Below are 23,589 nucleotides of genomic sequence, written 5' to 3'. Positions count from 1 at the left end.
GCGGAGACTCAAAAGCCTTTTCGGGTCAGACGTAGAGGATCAGCAGGCAAAGGATACTGACGTATAACGATACTTCAAACAACGCGATATGCCAGAACCAGCCCAGAAGGCCGCTCCACCACAACACGAAGCGAACAAACATTGTAATCGGCAGCGCCGCTAGGGCGTACACGACAATAGGTGCAATAAAAACACCAAAAATATTGAATTCAGCTAGCATGGCACTGTTCTGGAAACTGGCATTACCGCACGCCTCTTTTATCACCACCAACAGTATCCCGGTGGTTTTGGGCGGCTTGCTCAACCCGGTCAAGAACGCCGCAGCATTCTTCCAACTCCTGGCTGGAAACATCTTCCGTCAGGCGGGCTGTCACTTCATCAGCCACGCGGCTGACAAGAGCAGCAACACTGCGCCCTTCTTCCGTAATGCTGACCAATTTGGAGCGGCGATCTTCTTCATCCGTTTCACGCACCACGTAGCCGCGCTTTTCCAACACATCCAAAAGCCGCACAAGTGAAGGGGCTTCCAAAGAGAGGGAGCGGGCCAGATCTGTCTGGCGCATAGGTGTTTTGGAGAAGTTTAGATAATAAATGGGCCGCCATGTGGCATCTGTCAGGCCAAAGGCCCGCAGATCGGCATCAATCTCCCGCCGCCACACAGCAGCAAGACGCGCCAGCCTGTATCCAAAGAAACGGCGGGGCTCATTGGCCATAACGGGATGATGATTCGGTTCCATTCCCTACCCACACTAGTGAGCGTGCAAACAATTTGCACACTCACGAAAGACAGCGCCATCATTTACAGAAAAAATCCTGCGCGCCAATGCAAATTTGGAATGGAACCTATGGTTTCGTCCAGAGTGGACGATTTCAGTCCTTTTTCCGCCGCACAACGTCCCACACTTTGCGGGATCCGCCGCGGCCCATGGCTGTTGCAACGGTTGCTGTTACAGCTGCCATGGTCATGGAGTCGCGCATCATGGTGATGTTGCGGTCACGGGCGATGCGGGCTTCCACTTCCTGAACTGTCAGGTAAGAGCGGCGGCCAAACAGTACACAAACCAGAGCTACAAAGAGATCCAGGCCGAATACCGTAAAGGCCGCGCCTACTGGGCCAAAATGCCCCACAAAAACCAGAAGCACCCAAAGGAGCCCATGCCCTGTAATCAGGGCAAATAGTCCAAATACTGCCGCCATTGCCAACAATACGGCCTGCTTGCCGTATCGTATGGCCATCTGTTGCATCAGGTTGGACTGAGCATTCAGGGCGGATTTACCAAGATCAAAGATACGCATGGGCTCCGAGGCTACCTTTGTTCAGATGACGCACAAGCGTCAGCGTGACAGACGCCCAAGGATAAAGCCCACCACGCCGGAAATGGCAATGGACAACCAGGAAGACTGACCACGATTACGCTTAGCAAGATCGCTTTGTGCATGATCGGCCAGTTCGCGCGCATTGGCAACCGCCTGCTCTTTCAGCGTACCGGCTTTATCCCCTGCGCGGCCCAGTGCGGGCACCAGATGCTGGGTCACAAGGCGTTCAAGATGTGCTTTTACGGCTTCCAATTCGTCCCGTGCCGTGTCTGCTGCGGCTTCGCCTGCTGCTTTTACTTCTTTGATTTTATCTGAAGACATGAAAGAAACCTCCGTTTACCTGCCTGAAATATAGTGCACTTTACTTCTAACCCACGGAAAGGGACATAGTTGCATGCATACCACGCATGGCTCATCCACAGCACTGGCGGTTCACAATCTAGCGTTCTTTCACAACGCACAACCCCTCACGCTTTCTCTACCGGCGGGAAGCTGCACAGCCATACTGGGAATCGGGCAGGACAATGAGGATCTGACCTATCTGGCAGAAACATTGGCCGGCAGACGCCCCTGCACGGTTGAGCAGATAGAAATTAATGGCACACCATATAACTTAGGCACATCAGGCCATAAAAAACTGGCAACAATAGGTCCGCATGCGCCCTTGTTTCCGCATATTTCCGTTTTGGACAATATTCTCCTGCCCCTCCGCGCCAATGGCACATTCCATAAAACAGAGGTCTCACACCGCGGGGCTGAAATACTGGCCCTAACCGGATTGGAAGCCCTGCGCGCCCAACCGGCACGCACACTCAATGCAGAACAGATCTTTCGGACACAGCTCGCCCGTGCCCTGATTACACAGCCTGATGTTATGGTTCTGAACCAGCCTTTCGAAAAAATGGATCAGCCAACCATCCGCCGTGCAATCACGTTTCTGGACCGGTTACGCCATGCCATAGGATTGAGCATTCTACTGCTTTCACGACAGAAACAGGATTGCATGATGGCGGCAGACCAGATTGGCATTATGCAAAATGGCACCCTGTTACAAATAGGAGATGTTGCCACCCTTCTAAACCGCCCAGCTTGCCTGAGCGTGGCGGAACAGTTTGGCGATGCCAATGTGATCAGCGGCAAGGTACTTCTTATAGAAGATGACATTGCCGAACTACGCCTACCATCAGGCGAGACAGTAAAGGCTGTGGCCGATTACAATCTGGAAGAAAATGACCTTGCCAGCATCTGCATCCTGCCAGACCGTCTTTCTGTTTTATTTCCACGCTCTGGCGGGTTTGAAATAGAAGACAAAACTGATATTGCCTGCACTCTTGTTTCGGCCCACCACATTGGCCACGCCATTGCCATGCGCTTTCGCACTTTGGATGGAACAGAAATTATAGCCCACCGGCCACTGGTACATTTGCCGCGTGAGCTACGCCCAGGCAACAAAGCCATCTTGGCCTGGCAACCACAGAACGCTATCGCCTTTCCGATGGATGCAAAATAAGGCTAAACTAACCTGCCTTCATCTGGCTGCACTATATGCGCGAGGTTACCCTGTTTTCTTTTTCTTTCCTGCACGGTCGCTCCAGCGGGACTCCGTCACCCCACTCTCAGAAACAAGAGCCTTCTGCCGGGACCATCTCCCGACGGAAAGCCCTGCTAGCTGGGTTGGGCGGCGGTGTAATCTCTCTTGCTCCCCACACGGTTCTGGCACGCTCTGCACGTAAACACGCGGTTGCGCATACAGACGCCGCCCTAAGGGTTCTGACATTCTCGGGCAAGATTTGTGAGACACAGAAAAAAATCCTTTTTGCCGGATACACGCGTCAGACACATCATCGCATCATAACTTCCGGGTGGGACGGATCTCTCACTGCTCTTCAGCAGCAGGAAAAAACCAATCCCAAACATTGGGCTGCCGTCATGATGGAAAATAGCAGCCTGGCGCTAGGTGGCAGCGCAGGCTTACTTGCCCCTTTACCTGAAGATGCCGCAGAACCTAATTATTCAACCAGCATTGATTATGCCATTGCGTGGGATAGCTCACGTTTTGATACGCCCCCCAACTGGGGTGACTTTTGGGATGTTGCCCGCCATCCGGGCCGCCGCAGCTTACGACGTGACCCGCGCACAACCTTGGAAATTGCCCTGCTGGCTGACGGTGTGCCATCTGAAATGGTGTACCGCACACTCAATACCCAAGACGGGTTAATGCGCGCCTTCCGAAAACTGGATCAGTTGCGCCCTTACATTGTGTGGTGGTCCACCCCGGAAGAAGCCGGACAGATTTTAAAAAGTGGAGGCGCCCTGATGGGACTGGCCCCCACAGGAGAAATGCTGAACACAACCGTAGGAGACACCAAACGGTTTGGCATATGCTGGCAGCAACGCCTACAGATACGCTATGGATGGGGGGTGCCTCATAGCTCCGCTTCCACGGCTGCCGCGCTCAGTTTTGTATCATGGCTTGATCAGGCACAGCAGCAACAGGCTTTTTCCAATGCATGGCCTTCTCTACCCTCTATGAGAGATATGGCCGTAGATAACAACTTACGCCACCTGGCAGCTCCGCTTGTTGTTGATGATATCTTTTGGATAAATCACTTAAACATCATTGCAGAACATTTTGAACAATGGGCGCTCCGCAAGTGATCCCTTCTCTCATGCACATCGCGTTGCCTTATTCTTTTTGGTGGGGATTTGTCAGTATAAGTATGACAAGCATATTTCTGATGTTTGTTCTGCTTATTCTGGCATTTGCCACACATGCTGGGCGTATTTTTTATATTTCATTCTTTATGCTATTTATTCCTACATCAGTTCTGGGTATTTTCCTGCCCGTTATCACCAACGCATCCTATACTCCTTTTTTACAGGGCGCTTTAAGCTTGCCTTTACTTGCCCTCTGGCCGCTGGCTAAACTTCAAACCCTACCAGAAGCATGGGGGCCAACAGCGCATGAGCTAGGAGCCAACCGCAGCACCTGCCTACGGCTCATTATCTGGCCTCTTCTTAAAAAACCTTTATTCACAAGCTTTTTTCTCTCCCTCTTTTTTGGCATTGCACAATGACAGAACCTTTTTGGGAAACCACTCCACTTGCAGAAATGAGCACAGAGCAATGGGAAAGCCTGTGCGATGGCTGTGGGCGCTGCTGTTTGCATAAACTGCGTGATGATGACACAGAAGAACTGCATTACACATCTGTTGCATGCCGCCTGCTAGATGTAAAAACCTGCCAATGCACTGACTACGCGCAACGCCACCGCAAAGTGCAAGACTGTATTACTCTGACACCGAAAATGATTCCTGAACTTGATTGGCTGCCACCAGACTGTGCGTATCGCCGCCTTTCAGAAGGTCGAGGCCTGCCACAATGGCACCCATTGCTGACGCATACTGCTGAATCTGTTATCACTGCCGGTGAATCTGCTGCAGGACGCTGCGTAAGTGAAAGACGTGCAGGTGCACTGGAAGACTACATTGTCAGTTGGCCCGGCCTTCCTGCTGAGGAATCTTAGTAAAAATCTTTACCCAGAAAGGATGTTTTCTTGAATTATAAAGAGAATTCCTCCTGGCCAGACCACGTGATGTTGCAAGGGTATGGTGCTGCAAAAATAATCTGGCGTATTTCAACAAAAGCCAAACGCTGCATCATACGCATTTCTGCAAAAGAACAGGCTGTGCTTGTTACTTTACCAAAAAATTTTCCGCACACACAGGCCTTGGCATTTTTACATAAACAAGCACACTGGATAACAACGCGACTTGAAAAATTAGTACAGACGCCGCGCTTTACAATTGGCTCCAAAATTTCCATTCAAGACAAAGATTATCTCATTTGCCATGCGCCTGATCGCAAAGGAGGTGCATGGCTAGAAAATGAGTGCCTTTTTGTAAGCGGAGACCCCTCTTTTCTTGCCCGCCGGGTAGAAAACTTTCTCAAACAATACGCAACCAAAGTTCTCGCTGAAGAAATACACCAGATGGCCCAAACTGTCGGGCTACACCCTACACGCTTGGATATTCGTGACACATCAAGCCGCTGGGGCAGTTGTTCTTCTTCTGGGCGTATCATGTTGTCTTGGCGGCTCGTAATGGCACCATTTTTTGTACGCCATTATTTGATTGCCCATGAATTAAGCCATCTACAACATATGAATCATAGTCTCCAATTCTGGAAAATGGTTGACAGATTAACCCCTCATAGACAGCAAGCTGAAAGTTGGCTGCGACATTTTGGGGCTATTTTACAGGCTGTTCGATAAACATCCTGTTGCAGTTCTTGCCGACCATGCTAAAACGCTTCCAACTACTTTAGATGCACCCATTGCATCTACGCGAACTTGGCGGAATGGTAGACGCAGGAGACTTAAAATCTCCAGCCCGTAAAGGGCGTGCGGGTTCGAGTCCCGCAGTTCGCACCACAGACACCTGAAATAGAACGATTTTTCGGCTGAATGAGGGGCAAAGGCTGTCTTTGCTCCACTGAACTTCCCCACTGCGGAAAAATTTTATGCTATGTGTCCGAGGTACCACCTACCGCTTCGGTCATATCGTTCCCTCATCCCTGCGAACAGCCTTAAACCGGCGGAAAATATGGTTTTCCCTGAAAACCGGCTACCAGAATGAAGCCCGCAAACGTGCTTCTTTACTTCATACCAGAACCTAGAACTGTTGATGCACGCCCATTCTGTGCTGCCTGAACCGGACACTTTAAGCAGGCTTGAGGGACTGCGGGATTTGCCGAATGTGATTCCACCTTCATTTGCTCAGGAAACGGTGTCAGCACCGATGCCAAAACCCCAACGACAAATCAAACCGGCCAAAGCTGCTCCTCTTATGCTGTCGGGTGCTCTGAAACGCTTTGTGTTGGACAGCTAGCTATTCTCTTTCTTTCCTCTTTTTGATCAAGACTACATCACATTATACACCGCACATTCTCTCCTCTAGCTTGAGGCACTCAAAGCGTTTGATCAAAATTAAAGACAATCAAGAAAAACATCGGGAATTGCCATCATTGGAGAAGTAAGCGTATCGGGATCTGATTGTTTGCTCAAAACATCATCAAGAGTTCCCGGCGCTATAGTTGATCGATAATGCTCCATGGCACGACGCATGGCTATGTCTGGCACTCGATGAGATCCTCCCAAACCTTCTGCTACTGATCTGGCACTCCAGTCTAGTGCACGAGTGAGTGCTAGCCGTTCCATAAGATACTGTTCATCGGCGTATTTTAGATGAAATAGCCATAGAGCATGATCAAAGATCGATGGTGTATGTGCCGTATGAAGGCCTGGCATCCAGTCAGTTGGAACAGAAGAAACGGCGGGCTTAGAAGACCATTTTGACAAGACACCTAGCGGTCTCTGACGCAAAATTGGTAAAGACCAATCAAGTGGCTGAGTGGGATTACCAGGATCAATTACTTCGCAGCCTACACAGCGACGCGTCCCAGACGGGGTATCCCGTAGCATTGCGGTGAGGCTCGAAAAGAGTTGTGGGTTAGGAACGATAAATTCGTCCGTGTCTGTCGTGATAACCCAGTCATATTCAGAAAGCAGTTTGCGCTGCCAAACTGATAATATCTCGATATAGTCATACTCATCAACTTGGCCACGAGGTAAACGCTCAGTACGTACACCGCCAATGCTGATAGCAGGACTGCTGCCATGATCGAGCACCAGGAGATTTTCACGACCAACTAACTTTTCATAATGCCTTACCCAAAGAGGCAGCATAGTGCGCTCTTGATAAGCTTTGGTCATTACAGCTACTCGAGGCATTACTGGTGTCATTATTGTTCAGACTTTCAGAGCAATTACATTTCTCCAAGCGAGAAATGCTTATAATTTACCTGTAAAACTCGCTTTCTCAATATGATCGCTTATTTCCAATTCAAGCCATGTCGGATTACACCGGTCATTCAGATTACCACGCTAGCTTTTTAACTGCCCCACGAGCTTGCCCACACACTGAACCTGCAGTCACCATACGAAGGACGATTTCGCCTGTTGTTCATGCCTTTCTTTGGTCTGAACATGTCTTTGCCGATCAGAAATCACAGATGGGACTGTTTATGCGCACCGCCGGTATCATACGGGCCACCATGAGAATTGGGCTGGCCAAGGCGCAAAGGTATCTCCCAGTATCATAGCTCACTCTTTAACTGGAGATGAGCGTTCACAATTAATTTTATCAAACAGTGCTTAATTTTCCAATAACCAAGAATATATCATATATAATTTAAAACACTTTCCACATGAACATGCTTTATATATGTTTTTTACAGAAGATTACCCCACACAAATAAACATCCCAAAAATATTACGGAAATTCTCCGTTTATATACCTAACATTTATATGTTTTTTATGGATATTTATGTTTCTATTGCACAAACACAATTAAATGTTATAATTTTCTCCAACAATTATCTAACAAATTAATGAGCAAAGACCCGTCCTTATGCACACACATGGTTAATGAAATGGAAACATATTTTGCATTTCCAGATCAAATATAGTCAAAAACTCTCTCCTGGTGGCCAAAACATATGAACAATCAACCAAACACAACAAGTAATTCAACTAATCAGTCGCAAACAACGCAAGCGCCTCCATATCCCACAGCCGCAGCATTGCCTACACAGCAGGCTCCAAAGAATATTCGGTTTGATTTTAATGAAGGATGTCGGGTCCATCTCCCTTTACTGGAAGAAGCTGAAGGTACGTGGCGTATTGAGCTCACAGATTTGGATACCGGAAATATTTTATTTGCACAGGCAGGATTAAACCAAGCTCTCGTGCGCTCATCCAAACGTTGGTATGTACGATTTGGCATCACCATTTGGCAGGATTCTAAAGCAGAAGACGGAAAAACTACCAGTACGCAGGTTTTCTCCTACGCTTACGATTCAAAAGATAAGCAGGTACTCATCGTATTTCCTGTTGGAACATTGGGAGATACATTGGCATGGATGCCGTATGCAGCACGCTTTGCTGAGGTGCGACAAGCACAAGTGACATGCGCCATGTCCGAACTTCTGATTCCATTATTTAAGGATGCTTACCCTCACATCAATTTTGTGACGCATGATGATGTGCGGGCCCAAAAACTAACAGATCAGGCCTACGCAACTTATTACCTAGGCCTCTTTTTTGATGACGCAACGTGTGACTGGCAACCTTCTGACTTCCGCTTGGTCGGGCTCCATAAGACCGCAGCATATATTTTGGGCGTAAACCCCAAGGAGGAGCCAGCAAAAATCAGTTTTTCAGATGAAGGACGCCCCATTAAGGAACCCTATGTCTGTATTGCGGCCCAAGCTTCATCGCAATGCAAATACTGGAACAATCCAACAGGATGGGACGAAGTTATCAAATGGCTTAAAGCCCAGGGATACCGGGTGATCTGCATTGATCAAAAAACCGTACATGGCACTGGCATTGTCTGGAACCACATTCCTTATGGCGCAGAAGACCAAACCGGCAGCCGCCCGCTAACAGAACGAGCGCGCTGGCTAAAACATGCAGACTTTTTTATCGGGTTAGGCTCTGGCTTATCTTGGTTGGCATGGTCAACCGGAACCCCTGTGGTGATGATTGCGGGCTTTAGTCATCCCACAACCGAATTTGAAACGCCTTTCCGTGTCATTAACTGGCACACCTGCAATTCCTGCTGGAATGATCCGAAAGAGCGATTTGATCATCACGATTTCCTGTGGTGTCCGCGGCATGCCAATACACCACGCCAGTTTGAATGTACGCGGCTTATTACGGCCCAGCAGGTCATTGAAACAATAAAACCTCTTGCTCATAAAAGATAAAAACCATGTCTGATATTTCTCAAAATACTACTATTGGTGGCGATAGCAGCAGCACCGAGCAAAATGGCGGAACCGTTATAAATGGTGTGGGCCTTTTTGTAAGCTCAGGAGGCACAGCCAATGGTGTGACTGCTGAAGCGGGAGGATATATACATGTTTACAATAATGGGTCTGCCACCAGCTCGTTAATTTCTGGCGGCACGCTTGAGACTGTTGGAGACGTTTCTTTTACATCAGCAACCGCCGGCGGGAATATCCTCGTTTCCTCTGGCGGCATAAGCGATAACGATACTATTGGTGTAAATGGGCAGGAAACTGTTTGGGGAACAGCCAATAATCTCACCCTTTCAGGAAGTGGGGCTCACGCCTACCTGAGTGCAGGCGGAAGTGGTGCAAATTGGACCGATAAAGACGGTGGTTGGGTAGGTGTATATGATGGCGCCACGTTAACGAGCATTGGAATTACGGATTCAGGTACATTCGTTGACGTTTCGGGCGGCCAGGTCACGAGCGCTACCGTCACAAGTGGCGGAACCCTTCAGATTGAACGCGGTGTAACAGTTTCTGTTATCAGCGCCATATCGGGCGGAAATATTCAAGTTTCGGGCGGCGGCACAGCACAACAAAGCTTTATTGGCGCCAACAGCAATATGGATGTTTACAGTGGTGGCACCAGTATATCTGCCACCCTGAAAGAACCTGATGCCACGCTGAATCTTTCCGCTGGCACTGCATCAGACACAATTCTTTCTGCTGGTGCCGTAAATGTTTTTGCCAGCGCTACACTTACAGATACAACAGTTCAAAGTGGTATTATCAATCTATCTGGCGGCAGTGCTACAGTTGTAAGCGCAACAGATGGCAGTGGCGGCATTATTGTTAATAACGGTGGCAGTTTAACCTCTGCAACGCTAGCAAGCGGGGGATATGTTCATATTTCTGCTGGTGGCACTGCAACTTCTGATATCGTTTCAAGCGGCGGCACAGAGTATGTAGACAATGGCGGCAGCAGTATTTCTGCTCAAATTTTAACATCAAATGCAAATATCATTGTATCGGGTGGTGGTGTTGCCAGTGGTACTAAAATTATCAGTGGCTATGCAACAGTTTATGATAACGGAGCAATGGCTAATGGCTCCATACAAAGCGGGATCATAACCGTTTTTGGTGGGCGTGTTACCAATATAAATGCTGATAATGGCGGCGGTTTTGATGTTTCTGGCGGCACTGTTTCTGCCCTGCATATCAACACAGGAGGTTTTATAAATCTTTCTGATGGTGGCTCTGCTACGGATATTACCGGCAGCGGAAGCAATCTTGCAGATGGAAATGGGGGGATAAACGTTTTTGGTGGTACACTTACAAGCGCATCTTTTCAGGATGGAAGTACTTTAAGCGCCACAGGCGGAACAATTCAGAACGTTACGTTCAATAGCAATGGTTATGGCTTTGCTTCTAATGCAACTTTAACAAGCACGATAATTAACGCAAATGGCAATTTGGTTGTTTATGATGGTGCCACAACAAACAATACAGTTATACGCGGCACAAATGCCTTTGAAGCTGTTTCTGCGGGTGGAAGCTCTCTTAATGCCATTATAAGTGATGGAGGTAATGAATACGCCAATGCAGGCGCTACAATTATCAATCCTACTGCTGAAAATGTGGGGCCATTACCGTTGATGGTCAAGGCATTTTAAGTGATGCAACAATTCAAAATGGTGCATCACTCAATGTTCAAAATAGCGGCACACTCAGTGGCACCGTAACTCTGCAGAATGGCGGCACAGTATCCATTTATTCCAATGCTGGCGGCACCATTGTTATGGATGGTGATACAAATACCGGCCTGATTATCTCTGGGCTGGCAGAAGGCGGCATTGTCAGTACTGTTATTTCTGGTTTTAACGGCACATCTGGTGGAGATTCAGATGGCATTGTGCTGGACGGCATAAAAGAGGGAGATGTCAAAAACGTAACCTATGATGCCAATGATACTAATAAAGTATGGATTAACCTGAAAAATGGCCACTCCATAGGTTTAACTATTGATGGTGTATCGAAGCACGGTAATGCCCTAGTTGTTGGCGATGATGGCAACCTGATTTACGAGGTCTGCTTCTTGCGTGGAAGTATGATCCGTACGCCTAAAGGAGATGTTGCTGTCGAAAATCTTCTGACTGGTGATGAAGTTATTGCCTATGACAGCAACACCCAACAGAAAATCACACGCCCAGTGGTATGGGTAGGAAAAGCTCAATGCTGCGTTCGCTCTCATCTACCTGATGATGAAGCTGGGTATCCTGTACGTGTGTGCAAAAATGCCATTGCAGATGGCGTACCTTATAAGGATATGCTGATTACTGCCGAACACTGCTTGTTCTTTGATGGTAAATTTGTACCCGTGCGTATGCTGGTAAATGGAGTTTCCATTTTTTACGATAAATCCATCACTTCTTACGATTACTACCACGTGGAAACTGCGCAGCACTCTGTCATAACTGCTGATGGCATGTTGACAGAAAGTTATCTGGATACGGGCAACCGTCGTGTGTTCCATCAGGAAGGAACAGTGATCCGTTTTGGTAGTGCTCGTCGCGATTGGGAAAAAGATGCCGCAGCACCTTTATGCGTGGAGCGTGCTTTTGTTGAACCCTTGTTCCACAAACTAGCAGCACGCAATAATTTTTCCGAAACGCCCATAACATCTTCTGAACGCACAGATAATCCTTATCTGCATCTCATAACAGACAACGGAACCATGCTCCGCCCTATCCGGCAGGATGGGCAGCGCTACAACTTCATGCTGCCAGTCAATACACATTCCGTACGCATTGTTTCGCGTGCCAACCGTCCAGCAGACGTCATTGGGCCATTTGTAGATGACCGTCGTCTGATGGGTGTTGCTGTGAGCGATGTGCTTCTGCTGTCGGCACAACAACAACATAAAATCACGGCTCACCTTCAGGCCCAAAAGCCAGATGGTTGGCATGATACCGATTGGACTGATTGTGCATGGACCAATGGTAACGCTGAACTCCCTTTGGAGGGCTATCTCTCTCCCGGCAATATTGGCACCCTGTCTATCACTCTTCGTGCAGCAGGTCCCTTTTTGATCAATCATCAAAACGTGGATACCAAACGTTCTGCCTGATAAACTGGCGTAATAATTATTTCAAACAGGCTCTACTTTGTATGTGGAGCCTGTTTTTTATTGCGGCATTGCCGCCCATCACCTCTAAAGCAGGCTGCAAAAGCAAAACCTTAAATAAAAAGGCTGCATCTCTTAGCGCGCTGCAACCTCTTCCGCATAACTGTATTATTTTGGCATCACTCTCCATCCATATTTATGCATATACAGATTTATGTACCAATATATATAGACAAACTGATATCAGGCCCGGCAAAAGAGGCTCACCCCTTTAATTTTACTTTAACCCCGGACCTGCCAGATCTATGCACGATCGTTTCCATACTTTTTGCGCCGCCGGAACGTTTGGCGCCCTTTTGTTGACAACCTCGGCACTGGCTGCAACGCCTGCTTCTACAAACCTGCCTACAGGCAATAAACAAACTGCCATCAAAACAGCAGCACCCAAAAAACAGGCCACCGCGGCCCCTATTGCAGGGATACTGGATGGCTCCAATGGTGAAACCGTGAATGTTCATGGCCACCATGCAGCAGATGGCACCGCCGCCAAATACATGAACAAAATTGTTTATCTTGGTCCATTAGGTAACCGAGATACTCTGGATACGCCCTATTCCGTTATGGGGGTTCCGCATGATGTTGTGGTGAACCAGCAAATCCGCAACCTCAATGATATGGCGCAATATCTTCCATCCGTGCAGTTGGAAGTTCGCGGGGACCCCAACACATCTCGCCCTCAATCCCGTGGGTTTGAAGCTGATGTTATCTCCAACTCTCGCCTTGATGGTCTAAACGTTGTTGCCACCACACCTTATGCGGCAGAATGGGTAGATAACCTGCAGGTTCTTAACGGCTTGGCAGGCGCAATGTATGGACCAGAAAACCCAGCCGGTGTTTTTGAATACACCCTTAAACGCCCGACAGATCGGCGTACTGAACGCCTTTCCGTTGGCGTGGATTCCATCGGCACACCAACTGTGAATGGTGATATTTCTGGACGTTTAGGCCGAAACGGCTGGTTTGGTTACCGCCTGAACATGCTGCATGCTAATGGCACGGCTTATACACAAGGCAGTATGGTCCGCCGTGAAATGGTGAGCGGTGATTTTGATATCCACCTTGATGACAAGACGGTTATCGAAATTGACGCCAGCCACTACACTTTTGACCAGCGCGGCACTGCGCCCGGGTTTGGCATTCTTGCAACTGGTGTAGGCGGAGATAAGCTTCCTGAAGCGCCGGATCTTAGCAAGCGGCTTGCTCCTGAATGGAGCGGCTACAATATGGAAACCAATACGTTTCTTGCCAAAATCAAGCACCAGATCAACAAGGATTGGAGCTTCACGCTGGGTGGGCTGTACCAGGATGCCGCCAGACAATCCTTTGGTGTGGCAGATACGCTGTGCGATGGCAGTAAAACCTGTGGCGGTCTGAGAGGCAGCGATGGCTGGTTCAGCTCCAAAGCAACAGCTACAACGACGGCGAATGATTTCCGTGTAGGCAGTAACATGGCCTATTTTAACGGACGTGTTCACACTGGCCCCTTGCAGCATGATCTGGTGATTGGCACCAACGGCTACATGATGGGCAATTACAACCCTACAGGAGCTGTAACAAGCGCGCAGAACCTGGGGGTATATAACCTTTACGGCGCCTCCCCCTCCAAGGGCACACAGCCTTATTATCATGGGCGCTATAAATCCAGCAGTGTCACCAGCCAGTCTTTTATTATTGGTGACACCATGCGCATTAACAAACATTGGTCTGTTATGGGCACCCTTGCATGGAGCTGGATCAATCAGGAAAGTGCGCTTAATTCCAAAACACCTCTGAGAAAAACATTTGATACATCAGCAGCTTTCAGCCCGACAGCCAGCGTGATGTATAAACCAACAGATAACCAGACCATCTATTTCACTTATGGTCGTTCTGTTGAAGCTGGGCCTGTTACCCCTAACAGTGCAAGCTACACCAATACCAACATGGCGCTGCCCATTGCGCATTCCGAAGAATATGAAGTGGGTTATAAACTGCGTTATAAAACAATGCAGTTTAACGTTGCCGGTTTCCGTATGACATCACCTTACGCAATGTATGTTGCTGCACGGAATCCAAACGCTGGCTGCGCTGCCATGACCAACTGCCAAACCTATCAATATGGCGGCACGCAGCGGAACTATGGTGTGGAAGCCCAGATTTCTGGCGAAGTCCTACCTAACCTTTCTGTACTTGCTGGCATGACATGGTTGGATGCAGAACTGGTGCATGCTGCATCTGCTTCTCTCAACAATAAGGAAATTGTTGGCGCGGCACCTTTGCAGGCCAATATGTTGCTGGATTACCGCCTACCAGCTTCCATGGGATCATTCGCATCTGGCTGGGCCTTTAATGCCAATGTTCATTACATGGGCAACCGTGCAGCAAATGTTACCAACACACTCCATACCGGATCCTACACCACGTTGGATCTGGGCACGCGCTATGCCTTCCATGTGGCGCAGTTTCCATGGGTTGTGCGTTTTGGGGTAAGCAACGCAACCAATGAACGCTACTGGGCCTCTGTTTATACAGGCGCGCCAAGTGGTACATCTGGTGCTGCATCCAGCTTGTATGCAGGGTTGCCACGTGTTTATCACTTCACTTTCTCTGCGGAGTTCTGATACTTTTTTCCGCATAAACAAACGCACGGAAAATAGAGCCAACATGCGCGTGACCAATAGGTTGATAACTCCGCTGGTTCTATTTTCCATCTGCATCAGTTTTTTCATATTCAGAAATATAGAAGGCTTTGGCGGCCTGCCTTTTAGCGATGAATCCGGGCACTTTCTAGGTGTTCTCGCCATGCAGCATGGTGATCGGCTTTATCGGGACTATATTGATGCGCATGGGCCTCTTGTTTTCATGCTTTCGTGGATACTTGTCCCTGTTGCTGGTGTTTCACACCTCTGGGTCTTCCGATCTGCTTGTACCTTTTGCGACTTATACGTCTGCCCCGTCCCCATCCTGAGACATAAATAATGCCTTATTAAATTTTATGCCGGTGTTTTATTTAACTTTATAAATTCAAAAATAAAAATAATAAAAGCGTTATTATACAGCCTGTTGGCCTAGAAATAATGATTTAATTTTGGGTGGCCCTCAGTTTATCCTTGCATTCCTTGTGTTTTGCGCACATTGATAGCGCAAGCGGATGCTTTTATCTGAGTCATCGGCGCATGTTGCGTCAGTTTTTCTCCTTAAAAGTTATGATTTCGTGTGTATTTTGTGCACGACCGCTGTTGTAAAAAAGGAGCCTTGTTATGGCAACAGGCACCGTAAAATGGTTTAACCCCACAAAGGGTTTTGGTTTCATTCAGCCGGACAATGGGGGACAGGACGCGTTCGTTCATATCTCTGAGCTTGAGCGCGCCGGTATGCATACCCTTACCGAAGGTCAGCAGGTTTCTTACGAGCTTGAAGCTGGCCGTAACGGCAAGACATCTGCAGTAAGCATTAAAGCAATCTAATTGCTTTAAGCTGCATATGATGCTGTAAAAAGCCGCCCTTTGGGGCGGCTTTTTATTTGCAATTTTGTATTACCCTTTTTCCTTCCAGCCACCGCCCAATGACCGGTAAAGCGTGACCAGATTTTGATATCTGAGTACATCTACCGAAATTTGATTTTGCTGTGCCTGTAAATAAGAACGCTGCGATTCCAAAGTTGTTAAGTAGGAATCTATTCCTGCCTCATAACGCATTTTGGCAAGACGATAAGCATCTCCCGAAGCATTTACCAAGGCATCCACTTCTTTCTGCTCATCCAGATAGGCTTTTCTGCCAGCCAGCGCATCGGCAACTTCCCGAAATGCTGTCTGCACTGTTTTTTCATACGTCGTAATTTTACTATCCCGGCGCGCTTTGGAGGCTTTCAGGTTTCCTGAATTCTGCCCCCATGTCCACAAGGGAATCTGGATGTTCGGGTTAACCCCCCAAGTGGTTGCCGCAGATGTAAACAGCTTATGAAACTGCAAGCTGGAAATACCATCACTCGCCGTGAGTGTAATACGCGGGAAAAACGCAGCTCGTGCCGCACCAATATCCGCCTGCGCAGACAACAGATCATGTTCAGCCTGCACAATATCCGGCCGACGGTTTAACAGATCCGATGGCAAACCAGCTGGCACATCTGCCAGAACAGTCTGCTGCCCCAAAAGAGAAGGTGGAGGTAAATCTGCAGGAATAGGCGCACCTATCAGCAGGCTGATAAGGTTTTCATCCTGCTCCACTTTTCTTTGAGAATCAGCCAGCAAACCAGCACTTTGCGCAACCTGCGTTTCTGACTGCCGAACAGTCAGTAAATCAGCTTCTCCGTGGTTATATTTATCCTGAATCAGCTGCAATGTGCTTTTCTGGCTGCTTAAGGTATTCTGTGCCAATGCAACAGCCTGCCTGTCACCCAACCATGCGATATAGGCATTAGCAACCTGTGCAATAATACTGATGGTAACACCGCGCAGGTTTTCACGCTGGGCAAGTGTTTCTTCCGCTGCCTCCCGGCTCAGGGAGCGAATACGGCCAAAGATATCAATTTCGTAAGCCGAAAACCCAATACCGCCCTGATAAAAACGGAACGGATCACGCGCCATACCATTACTGGTTTTATCGGTATCCAAACCCGGAGCAAAGCTCAAACCCGCAGCATCAGAGGGAGCCTGATACATTGGCCCACCCGTTGCCCCAATGCTGGGGAATAGGCCAGCATGCTGGATATCATAACGCCCTTGGGCTTCTACAATGCTGGCCGCAGCCTGCCTGATATCTCTGTTTTCACGCAGAGCAATGGTAATCAGCTGTTGCAAACGCGGGTCTATAAAGAAGTCCCGCCAGCCAATATCGGATGCTGCTTTTTGCAGCATGACATTATCTGTGTGCTGATAATCTGCCCATGTTTGTGCAAGCGGCGGCTGTGGCCGCTTGTATTTGGGTATCATGGTGCAGCCACCCAAAAGCCCGACAGACACTGCAAAACATGCAACCTGACGATACAAACGCGACTGACGTGATACGGAAAGATGCGTCATAGTTTTACTCGTGTCCGTTAGAATTCATAATCTGGGCGTGCGGGTCTGTACGTTCGCTTATGCGCTTCACCTTGAAAAGCCGAAGAACAACCACAAAGAATACAGGCACAAAATAGACAGCCAGCAACGTTGCTGATGCCATACCACCTACCACGGCTGTGCCAATGGCAACACGCGCAGCAGATCCAGCACCAGATGCAATAGCCAGTGGAAATACGCCCACCACAAAGGCAATAGATGTCATCAAAATCGGGCGCAAACGTTCACGTGCAGCAGTGAGAACGGATTCTTCCAAGGATTTGCCTTGTTCAAAACCCATTTTGGCAAATTCAACAATCAGAATGGCGTTCTTAACTGCCAACCCAACTGTTGTAAGGAGCCCTACCTGGAAATAGACGTCATTCGCCAAGCCACGCATCAACGTGGCAATAATTGCGCCAACAACCCCCAACGGAATAACCAGCAGAACCGCCAGCGGAATAGCCCAACTTTCGTACAACGCTGCCAGACACAACAAAATAACAATCATGGCCAGCGCATAAAGTGGACCAGTAGAAGACCCCGATGCATTCTGCTCGAAAGAGAGACCAGTCCATTCATACCCAATACCTGCGGGCAGCTTTTTCAGGATATTGGTAATTGTTGCCAATGCCTGCCCGGAACTGTACCCCTCAGCGGGTTGGCCCAAAATTTCAAAAGCATTGAAGCTGTTATAGTTTTCAACCTTCTGCGGGCCAGAAATCCAGTGAGCGCTTACAAAGGCATTCAGCGGCACCAATGTGTTCGTAAAGTTACGTATATACCATTTATCCAGATCCTGCGGCTGCATGCGAGAGCTGGCAACACCTTGGATGTATACCTGTTTCACACGGTCATTCCGCGTAAACTGGTTCACGTAAATAGAGCCCAACGCCCCTTCAATAGTGGTATTGATATCATCAATTGTCACACCAAGGGCATTTGCTTTTTCCCGGTCAATATCCAGATGATACTGGCCAGCATCTTCCATGCCATTGGGGCGTACTGCCAGCAGGCTAGGGTCTTGCGCCGCCATACCCAACACCATGTTGCGGGCTTCTAGAAGTTTTTGATGGCCCAAATGCGCACGATCTTCCAACTCAAGGTCAAAGCCCGTTGCGTTACCCAACTCCAGAACGGCTGGCGGGTTAAAGGCCAGAATCTGCGCTTTGGGGCTCCCCCAGAAATGCATCATAATCCGCATGGCAATTGCAGCAGAAGATTGCGATGCCTTGGGACGGACAGACCAATCTTTCAAACGGATAAAGAACGCACCAGAGTTCTGGCCCTGCCCGGCAAAGTTAAACCCGTTTACAGAATAAACGGATTCAACAGAATCAGCTTCCGTCTTCAGAATATAATCTGCAACAGCGTGGTTAATCTCGGCTGTTTTTTCCATAGGGGCATTGGGCGGCATAGTGATCTGCCCAAAAATCAGCCCTTGATCTTCATCCGGCAAAAAGCCACCGGGCACCCGTAGGAACAAAACCACCACTACGGCTGTAATGAGAACAAAAGCCCCCATTGCCAGCATAAAGTGCCGCAAAAGATAGTTTACACCACCCAGATACCCATTGGTTAACCTTGCAAAGTTACGGTTAAACCACCCTGCCAAACCTTTGGTTTTTTCATGCTGCCCCGGCTTGAGCATAGTGGCGCACAGCGCTGGTGTAAGAACCATAGCCACCAGCACGGAAAGCCACATGGCCGAAACAATAGTAATGGAGAACTGCCGGTAAATAACCCCAACAGACCCAGAAAACGCAGCCATAGGCAGGAACACGGCAGACAGAACCAGCACAATGCCCACAAGCGCGCCCGAAATTTCATCCATGGAAACACGGGCAGCCTCACGCGGGGAAAGCTGCTTTTCCGTCATCACACGCTCAACATTTTCCACCACCACAATGGCATCATCCACCAGCAAACCAACAGCCAGCACCATGGCCAGCATGGTAAGTGTATTGATGGAATAGCCCAGCACATTCAGCAAACCGAACGTACCCAGCAACACAACGGGCACCGCAATGGTGGGAATAAGCGTGGCGCGGAAGTTCTGCAAAAACACCAGCATGACCAAAAAGACCAGACCAATGGCTTCAAGCAGTGTTTCAACCACTTCCTCAATAGAAAGGGTAATAAACGGTTCGGTATCCAGCGGATAAACAGTTTTCAAACCCGGTGGAAAAAACTGTTCCAGCTCATGCAACTGGGCACGCACTGCGGCTTCTGTTGCAATCTGGTTTGCGCCCGGCGCGAGTTTAAGCGCCATGCCCGAAGCCGGCATATTATTATAATAGGAATTGGTATTGTACGTCTGTGGGCCCAGCTCAACCTTGGCAATATCGCGGATACGCACCTGCGAGCCATCAGGCTGCACTTTCAGCAGAATTCTTTCAAACTCTTCCGGTGATGTCAGACGCTGCGGACCAATAATGGTGGCATCCAGCCGGATACCCTTGGTTGCCGGCAAACCGCCAAGTTCACCAGATGAAAGCTGGATGTTCTGGGTTTGAATGGCTGTTTCAACATCTCTTACTGTCAGGCCATAGTTAAACAGCTTGGCCGGATCCATCCAGATACGCATGGAGTATTCAGAACCAAACAGCGTATGGTCACCCACGCCGGAAACACGGCTGAGCGGGTCTGAAATATTGGACGCCACGTAATCTGCAATATCGCCACCGTTCATGCTGCCATCGGTGGAGATAAAGGCCACCACGAGCATGAAGTTCTTAACAGCTTTGGTAATGCTCAAACCCTGAGCAGTAACTTCCGTTGGCAGTTTGGGCTGCGCAAGCTGGAGCTTGTTTTGCACCTGCACCTGCGCAATGTCCGGATCTGTTCCCTGCGCAAAGGTCAGATCAATTTCCATCTGACCAGACGCGTAGGACTGAGCCGAAATATATTCCAGATGATCCAGCCCAAACATCTGCTGCAAGATCGGGCGCACAACGGTATCGTTCACCGTATCAGCCGAAGCACCCGGATACGTTACACTGATTGCAATTTGCGGCGGCGCAATGCTGGGGTACTGGGAAATAGGCAGCCGAAAAATAGACAGCCCCCCAACCAGCATAATAATAAGACTGATCACCCACGCAAAAATTGGCCGATCAATAAAGAAGCGTGAAAGGCTCATGCTGGTTACTGGCTCTTTTGAGAGTTCTGATCTACGGGGCTGGCGGCATTGGCTGCTGGTTGTGGGGCTTCTTCGTGCGGATCAACCTTGGCTCCGGGCATTACTTTTTGTAGCCCTTCCACAACAATGCGTTCGCCTTCCTTCAGCCCAGATGTCACAATCCAATTGGTACCAACGGTTTGCCCTGTCGTGATCTGGCGCAGATCCACCGTGTTATCGGGTTTAACAACCCATACTTGAGGATCACCATGTGTATTCCGTATTACGGCATCCTGCGGCACCATAAGGGCTGCAGGGTCTATCCCCTCATCCAATTGGGCATGCACGTACATACCGGGCAGCAACAGCTTATCTGGGTTGGGCATAATGGCACGTACAATAACAGTGGCCGTAGCCGTATCCACATTCACTTCAGAAAGCGCCATCTGGCCTGTGTGTTCATAGACAGAGCCATCTTCCAGCGTGACCCTTACCGGAACTTTACCATCTTCCTGCCGTTGAATACGTCCTTCTGCCAGTTCACGCTTAAGACGCAGCAACGTGATGGCAGGCAAATTGACGTCAACATATATAGGGTCCAGCCGCGTGATAATGGCCGTATTGTCTGTCTGGTTTGCTGTTACCAGCGCACCAACGGTTATCAGCGTACGGCTGATCCGGCCAGAAATGGGCGCATACATCTTTGTATAGCCCAGATTTACCTGTGCACTTTCTACCTGCCCCTGTGCGTTCAGAATGCGCCCTTGCGCTTCCTTTTCCGCTGCCACGGCATCATCGTAATCCTGCTGGCTAATGGCATGAGACTGCACAAGCCCGCGATAGCGATTCAGTTTGGCGCGCGCTGTAACTTCGGCTGCCTGGGCTTCTGCCAGTTGCCCACGAGCTGTGTCATACACCGCCTTATAACGTGAAGGATCAATTTGGTACAACTGCTGGCCAACAACAACATCCGCACCTTCACGGAACAGGCGTTTTTCAATAACACCTGTAACCTGGGGGCGAACCTGTGCAATTTCAAAAGCATCCGTACGACCAGGAAGAGTGGTATGCACCGCAACAGGCTGCTTTTTCATAACCTGAATCTGCACACTTTGCGGTGGCATTTCAGGGGTAGATGCCTTCTGATCGCATCCTGACAGCCCTATGAGCACACCCACAACAGCAGCATGGGTTAAACTACTGACTTCCCGCTTCATATGGGAATCCTTTTAAGAAATTTTGAAATAATCGTTGCTCCAACATTTGCAGATACTGTTTTAAAATAACATCTTACTCACCCTGCACCTGCAAAAAACCATATGTTTTACCTGAACAATGCAAACCATTCAGAATACAATTCAAAGCCGCATAAACAAGATCATTTTAGTCCTGTTTCTTGCATAAATCTGCGGCTTGTCAAACACTATATTCATATCTGGCTTGCCTGAAACGCAACAATGCTACCGGGCTCTAGGAACTTCCGGCATAGCAGTCTGCATCTTGTCGTGTCATGATCACTTTTGCGTGATTATATGCCTTTGCACGACAGTACATGCAAGGCTTGAGATGCATTTACATTCTCATTTACGCGAGAATAAAAATTAAAAACAAAAAATGTTATAACGCTTGGAATATGCCCAAACGTTATAACACAGCACTAAACGGCCAATAAAATATAATCTAACAATACGTTACTGTATAATATTTGGCAGCATTAAAAATCTGACTGTGGTTTGCGCGAAAAGGCCATGAAAAGGCATGTAATAACCGCAATAAACCCAACATAGATGAAAAATATTGTCAGATTATAATAGATAACTGCCACAAGTGAGATAATGGCCCCCAGCAACGCAATTGCAGGCAAAATCGGATACAACGGTGCCCGATACGGGCGAGACAAAGCGGGCTCTTTCAGACGCAAGCGAAACAGGCTGACCATGCTCAGCAGATACATGGTCAAAGCACCAAACACAGACATAGTTACCAATGTGGCCGTTAAAGACTGCCCATTGATAGAGATAATGTCATCCGAAAAAATCGCTGCAATTCCGATGCTGCCACCAGCCAACGTGGCCGTATAAGGCGTTTTGAAACGTGGATGCAGTTTACCCAATACAGTAGGCAGGAACCCAGCGCGTGCCAATGCAAAGATCTGCCGCCCATACCCCATGATGATACCATGCAAAGACGCAACCAGACCAAACAGCCCCAGCCACACCAGCATGTGCAACCAGCCGCTGTTGCTGCCCACTACGGCCTTCATGGCCTGAGGCAAAGGGTCATTCAGATTGGCAAGAGTATGCCAATCCCCCACGCCGCCAGCAAAAAGCATGACACCAAATGCCAATGAAACGAGAGTAAGCACACCCGCAATATATGCGATAGGGATAGAGCGGCGCGGATCTTTTGCCTCCTCTGCCGCCATGGCAACGCCTTCGATAGCTAGAAAGAACCAGATTGCAAATGGAACGGCTGCAAAAATACCGCCCATAGCTTCCCAGCCAAAATGCGGTGCAACACCCCAGCCGTTCTGAAGAAAGTTGTGCCATGAAAACGCAGGGGCCACGACCCCCATAAACACAAGAAGTTCGATAATAGCTGCAATTGTCACAAACAGTTCAAATGTCGCAGCAATATGTACCCCCACAATATTCAGTGTCATGAACACCAAATATGCCCCCAATGCCGCAACTTTTGGAGAAAGATGTGGAAACTGCACATTCAGATATGCACCAATAGCCAACGCAATAGCCGGTGGTGCAAAAATAAATTCCACCAATGTGGCAAGCCCAGCCAACAAACCACCCCAGCGCCCTAATGCCCGAAAACTATAGGCAAATGGCCCACCAGCGTGCGGAATGGCGCAGGTAAGTTCCGTAAAACTAAAGATAAACGCTGTGTACATAACGGCCACAAAAACTGTGGCGACCAAAAACCCTAAAGTTCCAGCCGTGCCCCAGCCATAACTCCAGCCAAAATACTCGCCGGAAATAACCAGACCAACAGCAATACCCCATAAATGGAACGTGCTGAGAGATTTATTGAGATGCGTTGAACCCTCGCCCATGCTTCAGTACATCCTTTTGTATCA

General features: G+C 48.6%; 18 protein-coding genes, 1 tRNA gene and 1 pseudogene. 11 read left to right on the top strand and 9 right to left on the bottom strand.

Translation table 11 applies throughout. From position 1 onward, the window contains the following. Positions 1 to 25: 25 nt before the first annotated feature. From EOV40_RS01015 to EOV40_RS01000, 4 genes are all read right to left on the bottom strand, one after another. Positions 26 to 220, bottom strand: coding sequence for a DUF1656 domain-containing protein (locus EOV40_RS01015; protein WP_019088863.1), 195 nt, complete (start codon positions 218 to 220; stop codon positions 26 to 28). Between the two features lie 22 nt (positions 221 to 242). After that, the gene (locus EOV40_RS01010; protein WP_050819044.1) at positions 243 to 737 is read right to left on the bottom strand and encodes a MarR family winged helix-turn-helix transcriptional regulator; all 495 of its coding nucleotides are present in this window, start codon (positions 735 to 737) and stop codon (positions 243 to 245) included. Positions 738 to 870: 133 nt separating this feature from the next. Next, entirely contained in the window at positions 871 to 1,296 is a 426-nt protein-coding gene (locus EOV40_RS01005) for a phage holin family protein (RefSeq protein WP_003629184.1), read from the bottom strand. 39 nt (positions 1,297 to 1,335) lie between these two features. Continuing rightward, a complete protein-coding gene (locus tag EOV40_RS01000; RefSeq protein ID WP_003625602.1) occupies positions 1,336 to 1,638 on the bottom strand; it encodes a hypothetical protein in 303 nt (100 codons plus the stop codon). Positions 1,639 to 1,711: 73 nt separating this feature from the next. Between EOV40_RS01000 and EOV40_RS00995 the strand changes: the two genes are divergently transcribed. The 7 genes from EOV40_RS00995 (at position 1,712) to EOV40_RS15495 (ending at position 5,994) form a co-directional block, all read left to right on the top strand. Beyond that, a complete protein-coding gene (locus EOV40_RS00995) occupies positions 1,712 to 2,827 on the top strand; it encodes an ATP-binding cassette domain-containing protein (RefSeq protein WP_128104788.1) in 1,116 nt (371 codons plus the stop codon). 35 nt (positions 2,828 to 2,862) lie between these two features. Then, complete coding sequence (locus tag EOV40_RS00990) at positions 2,863 to 3,975, top strand: extracellular solute-binding protein (RefSeq protein WP_128104787.1); 1,113 nt, start codon at positions 2,863 to 2,865, stop codon at positions 3,973 to 3,975. Further along, positions 3,957 to 4,394 carry a spermidine/putrescine ABC transporter permease gene (locus EOV40_RS00985; RefSeq protein WP_128104786.1) on the top strand — a complete coding sequence of 146 codons (438 nt, stop codon included), beginning with the start codon at positions 3,957 to 3,959 and terminating at the stop codon, positions 4,392 to 4,394. Before EOV40_RS00990 ends, EOV40_RS00985 begins: the two co-directional genes overlap by 19 nt. After that, complete coding sequence (locus tag EOV40_RS00980; protein ID WP_128104785.1) at positions 4,391 to 4,843, top strand: YcgN family cysteine cluster protein; 453 nt, start codon at positions 4,391 to 4,393, stop codon at positions 4,841 to 4,843. The genes EOV40_RS00985 and EOV40_RS00980 overlap by 4 nt, the downstream gene beginning before the upstream one ends. 69 nt (positions 4,844 to 4,912) lie before the next feature. After that, a complete protein-coding gene (locus EOV40_RS00975; protein WP_128106169.1) occupies positions 4,913 to 5,590 on the top strand; it encodes a M48 family metallopeptidase in 678 nt (225 codons plus the stop codon). Positions 5,591 to 5,662: 72 nt separating this feature from the next. Continuing rightward, positions 5,663 to 5,749 (top strand) — tRNA-Leu (locus EOV40_RS00970). Positions 5,750 to 5,838: 89 nt separating this feature from the next. Beyond that, positions 5,839 to 5,994 (top strand): DUF6538 domain-containing protein, encoded by a 156-nt coding sequence (locus EOV40_RS15495; protein WP_341873035.1) that lies wholly within the window; start codon positions 5,839 to 5,841, stop codon positions 5,992 to 5,994. A 310-nt stretch (positions 5,995 to 6,304) separates the two neighbouring features. Here EOV40_RS15495 and EOV40_RS00960 read toward each other — a convergent pair whose 3' ends face one another. Continuing rightward, positions 6,305 to 7,090 carry a glycosyltransferase family 2 protein gene (locus EOV40_RS00960; RefSeq protein ID WP_167506837.1) on the bottom strand — a complete coding sequence of 262 codons (786 nt, stop codon included), beginning with the start codon at positions 7,088 to 7,090 and terminating at the stop codon, positions 6,305 to 6,307. 786 nt (positions 7,091 to 7,876) lie between these two features. Here EOV40_RS00960 and EOV40_RS00955 point away from each other — a divergent pair. The 4 genes and pseudogenes from EOV40_RS00955 to EOV40_RS00935 all read left to right on the top strand — a co-directional run bounded on the left by EOV40_RS00955 (position 7,877) and on the right by EOV40_RS00935 (position 15,805). Beyond that, positions 7,877 to 9,148, top strand: a complete 1,272-nt coding sequence (locus tag EOV40_RS00955; protein WP_128104783.1) for an autotransporter strand-loop-strand O-heptosyltransferase — start codon at positions 7,877 to 7,879, stop codon at positions 9,146 to 9,148. A 5-nt stretch (positions 9,149 to 9,153) separates the two neighbouring features. After that, positions 9,154 to 12,302 (top strand): annotated as a pseudogene (locus EOV40_RS15515) (Hint domain-containing protein). A 302-nt stretch (positions 12,303 to 12,604) separates the two neighbouring features. Beyond that, entirely contained in the window at positions 12,605 to 14,959 is a 2,355-nt protein-coding gene (locus EOV40_RS00945) for a TonB-dependent siderophore receptor (protein WP_128104782.1), read from the top strand. A gap of 639 nt (positions 14,960 to 15,598) precedes the next feature. Then, entirely contained in the window at positions 15,599 to 15,805 is a 207-nt protein-coding gene (locus tag EOV40_RS00935; RefSeq protein WP_003623691.1) for a cold-shock protein, read from the top strand. Between the two features lie 69 nt (positions 15,806 to 15,874). Here EOV40_RS00935 and EOV40_RS00930 read toward each other — a convergent pair whose 3' ends face one another. The 4 genes from EOV40_RS00930 to eat form a co-directional block, all read right to left on the bottom strand. Then, a complete protein-coding gene (locus EOV40_RS00930) occupies positions 15,875 to 17,359 on the bottom strand; it encodes an efflux transporter outer membrane subunit (RefSeq protein ID WP_128104781.1) in 1,485 nt (494 codons plus the stop codon). A 4-nt stretch (positions 17,360 to 17,363) separates the two neighbouring features. Continuing rightward, positions 17,364 to 20,519, bottom strand: a complete 3,156-nt coding sequence (locus EOV40_RS00925) for an efflux RND transporter permease subunit (RefSeq protein ID WP_128104780.1) — start codon at positions 20,517 to 20,519, stop codon at positions 17,364 to 17,366. 5 nt (positions 20,520 to 20,524) lie between these two features. Continuing rightward, positions 20,525 to 21,715, bottom strand: a complete 1,191-nt coding sequence (locus EOV40_RS00920) for an efflux RND transporter periplasmic adaptor subunit (protein WP_128104779.1) — start codon at positions 21,713 to 21,715, stop codon at positions 20,525 to 20,527. A gap of 497 nt (positions 21,716 to 22,212) precedes the next feature. Beyond that, entirely contained in the window at positions 22,213 to 23,565 is a 1,353-nt protein-coding gene (gene eat, locus EOV40_RS00915) for an ethanolamine permease (RefSeq protein WP_128104778.1), read from the bottom strand. Between the last annotated feature and the right edge of the window lie 24 nt (positions 23,566 to 23,589).

This window comes from Acetobacter oryzoeni (assembly GCF_004014775.2).
Classification (GTDB): domain Bacteria; phylum Pseudomonadota; class Alphaproteobacteria; order Acetobacterales; family Acetobacteraceae; genus Acetobacter; species Acetobacter oryzoeni.
The sequence above is the reverse complement of the archived record's forward strand: the minus strand, read 5'-3'. Positions and strand labels throughout refer to the sequence as shown.

What these genes read in the sequence shown, in the direction of transcription:
- EOV40_RS01015 (WP_019088863.1), bottom strand. Translation starts at nt 220, where the DNA reads ATGCTAGCTGAATTCAATATTTTTGGTGTTTTTATTGCACCTATTGTC.
- EOV40_RS01010 (WP_050819044.1), bottom strand. Translation starts at nt 737, where the DNA reads ATGGAACCGAATCATCATCCCGTTATGGCCAATGAGCCCCGCCGTTTC.
- EOV40_RS01005 (WP_003629184.1), bottom strand. Translation starts at nt 1,296, where the DNA reads ATGCGTATCTTTGATCTTGGTAAATCCGCCCTGAATGCTCAGTCCAAC.
- EOV40_RS01000 (WP_003625602.1), bottom strand. Translation starts at nt 1,638, where the DNA reads ATGTCTTCAGATAAAATCAAAGAAGTAAAAGCAGCAGGCGAAGCCGCA.
- EOV40_RS00995 (WP_128104788.1), top strand. Translation starts at nt 1,712, where the DNA reads ATGCATACCACGCATGGCTCATCCACAGCACTGGCGGTTCACAATCTA.
- EOV40_RS00990 (WP_128104787.1), top strand. Translation starts at nt 2,863, where the DNA reads ATGCGCGAGGTTACCCTGTTTTCTTTTTCTTTCCTGCACGGTCGCTCC.
- EOV40_RS00985 (WP_128104786.1), top strand. Translation starts at nt 3,957, where the DNA reads ATGGGCGCTCCGCAAGTGATCCCTTCTCTCATGCACATCGCGTTGCCT.
- EOV40_RS00980 (WP_128104785.1), top strand. Translation starts at nt 4,391, where the DNA reads ATGACAGAACCTTTTTGGGAAACCACTCCACTTGCAGAAATGAGCACA.
- EOV40_RS00975 (WP_128106169.1), top strand. Translation starts at nt 4,913, where the DNA reads ATGTTGCAAGGGTATGGTGCTGCAAAAATAATCTGGCGTATTTCAACA.
- EOV40_RS15495 (WP_341873035.1), top strand. Translation starts at nt 5,839, where the DNA reads ATGCTATGTGTCCGAGGTACCACCTACCGCTTCGGTCATATCGTTCCC.
- EOV40_RS00960 (WP_167506837.1), bottom strand. Translation starts at nt 7,090, where the DNA reads ATGACCAAAGCTTATCAAGAGCGCACTATGCTGCCTCTTTGGGTAAGG.
- EOV40_RS00955 (WP_128104783.1), top strand. Translation starts at nt 7,877, where the DNA reads ATGAACAATCAACCAAACACAACAAGTAATTCAACTAATCAGTCGCAA.
- EOV40_RS00945 (WP_128104782.1), top strand. Translation starts at nt 12,605, where the DNA reads ATGCACGATCGTTTCCATACTTTTTGCGCCGCCGGAACGTTTGGCGCC.
- EOV40_RS00935 (WP_003623691.1), top strand. Translation starts at nt 15,599, where the DNA reads ATGGCAACAGGCACCGTAAAATGGTTTAACCCCACAAAGGGTTTTGGT.
- EOV40_RS00930 (WP_128104781.1), bottom strand. Translation starts at nt 17,359, where the DNA reads ATGACGCATCTTTCCGTATCACGTCAGTCGCGTTTGTATCGTCAGGTT.
- EOV40_RS00925 (WP_128104780.1), bottom strand. Translation starts at nt 20,519, where the DNA reads ATGAGCCTTTCACGCTTCTTTATTGATCGGCCAATTTTTGCGTGGGTG.
- EOV40_RS00920 (WP_128104779.1), bottom strand. Translation starts at nt 21,715, where the DNA reads ATGAAGCGGGAAGTCAGTAGTTTAACCCATGCTGCTGTTGTGGGTGTG.
- eat (WP_128104778.1), bottom strand. Translation starts at nt 23,565, where the DNA reads ATGGGCGAGGGTTCAACGCATCTCAATAAATCTCTCAGCACGTTCCAT.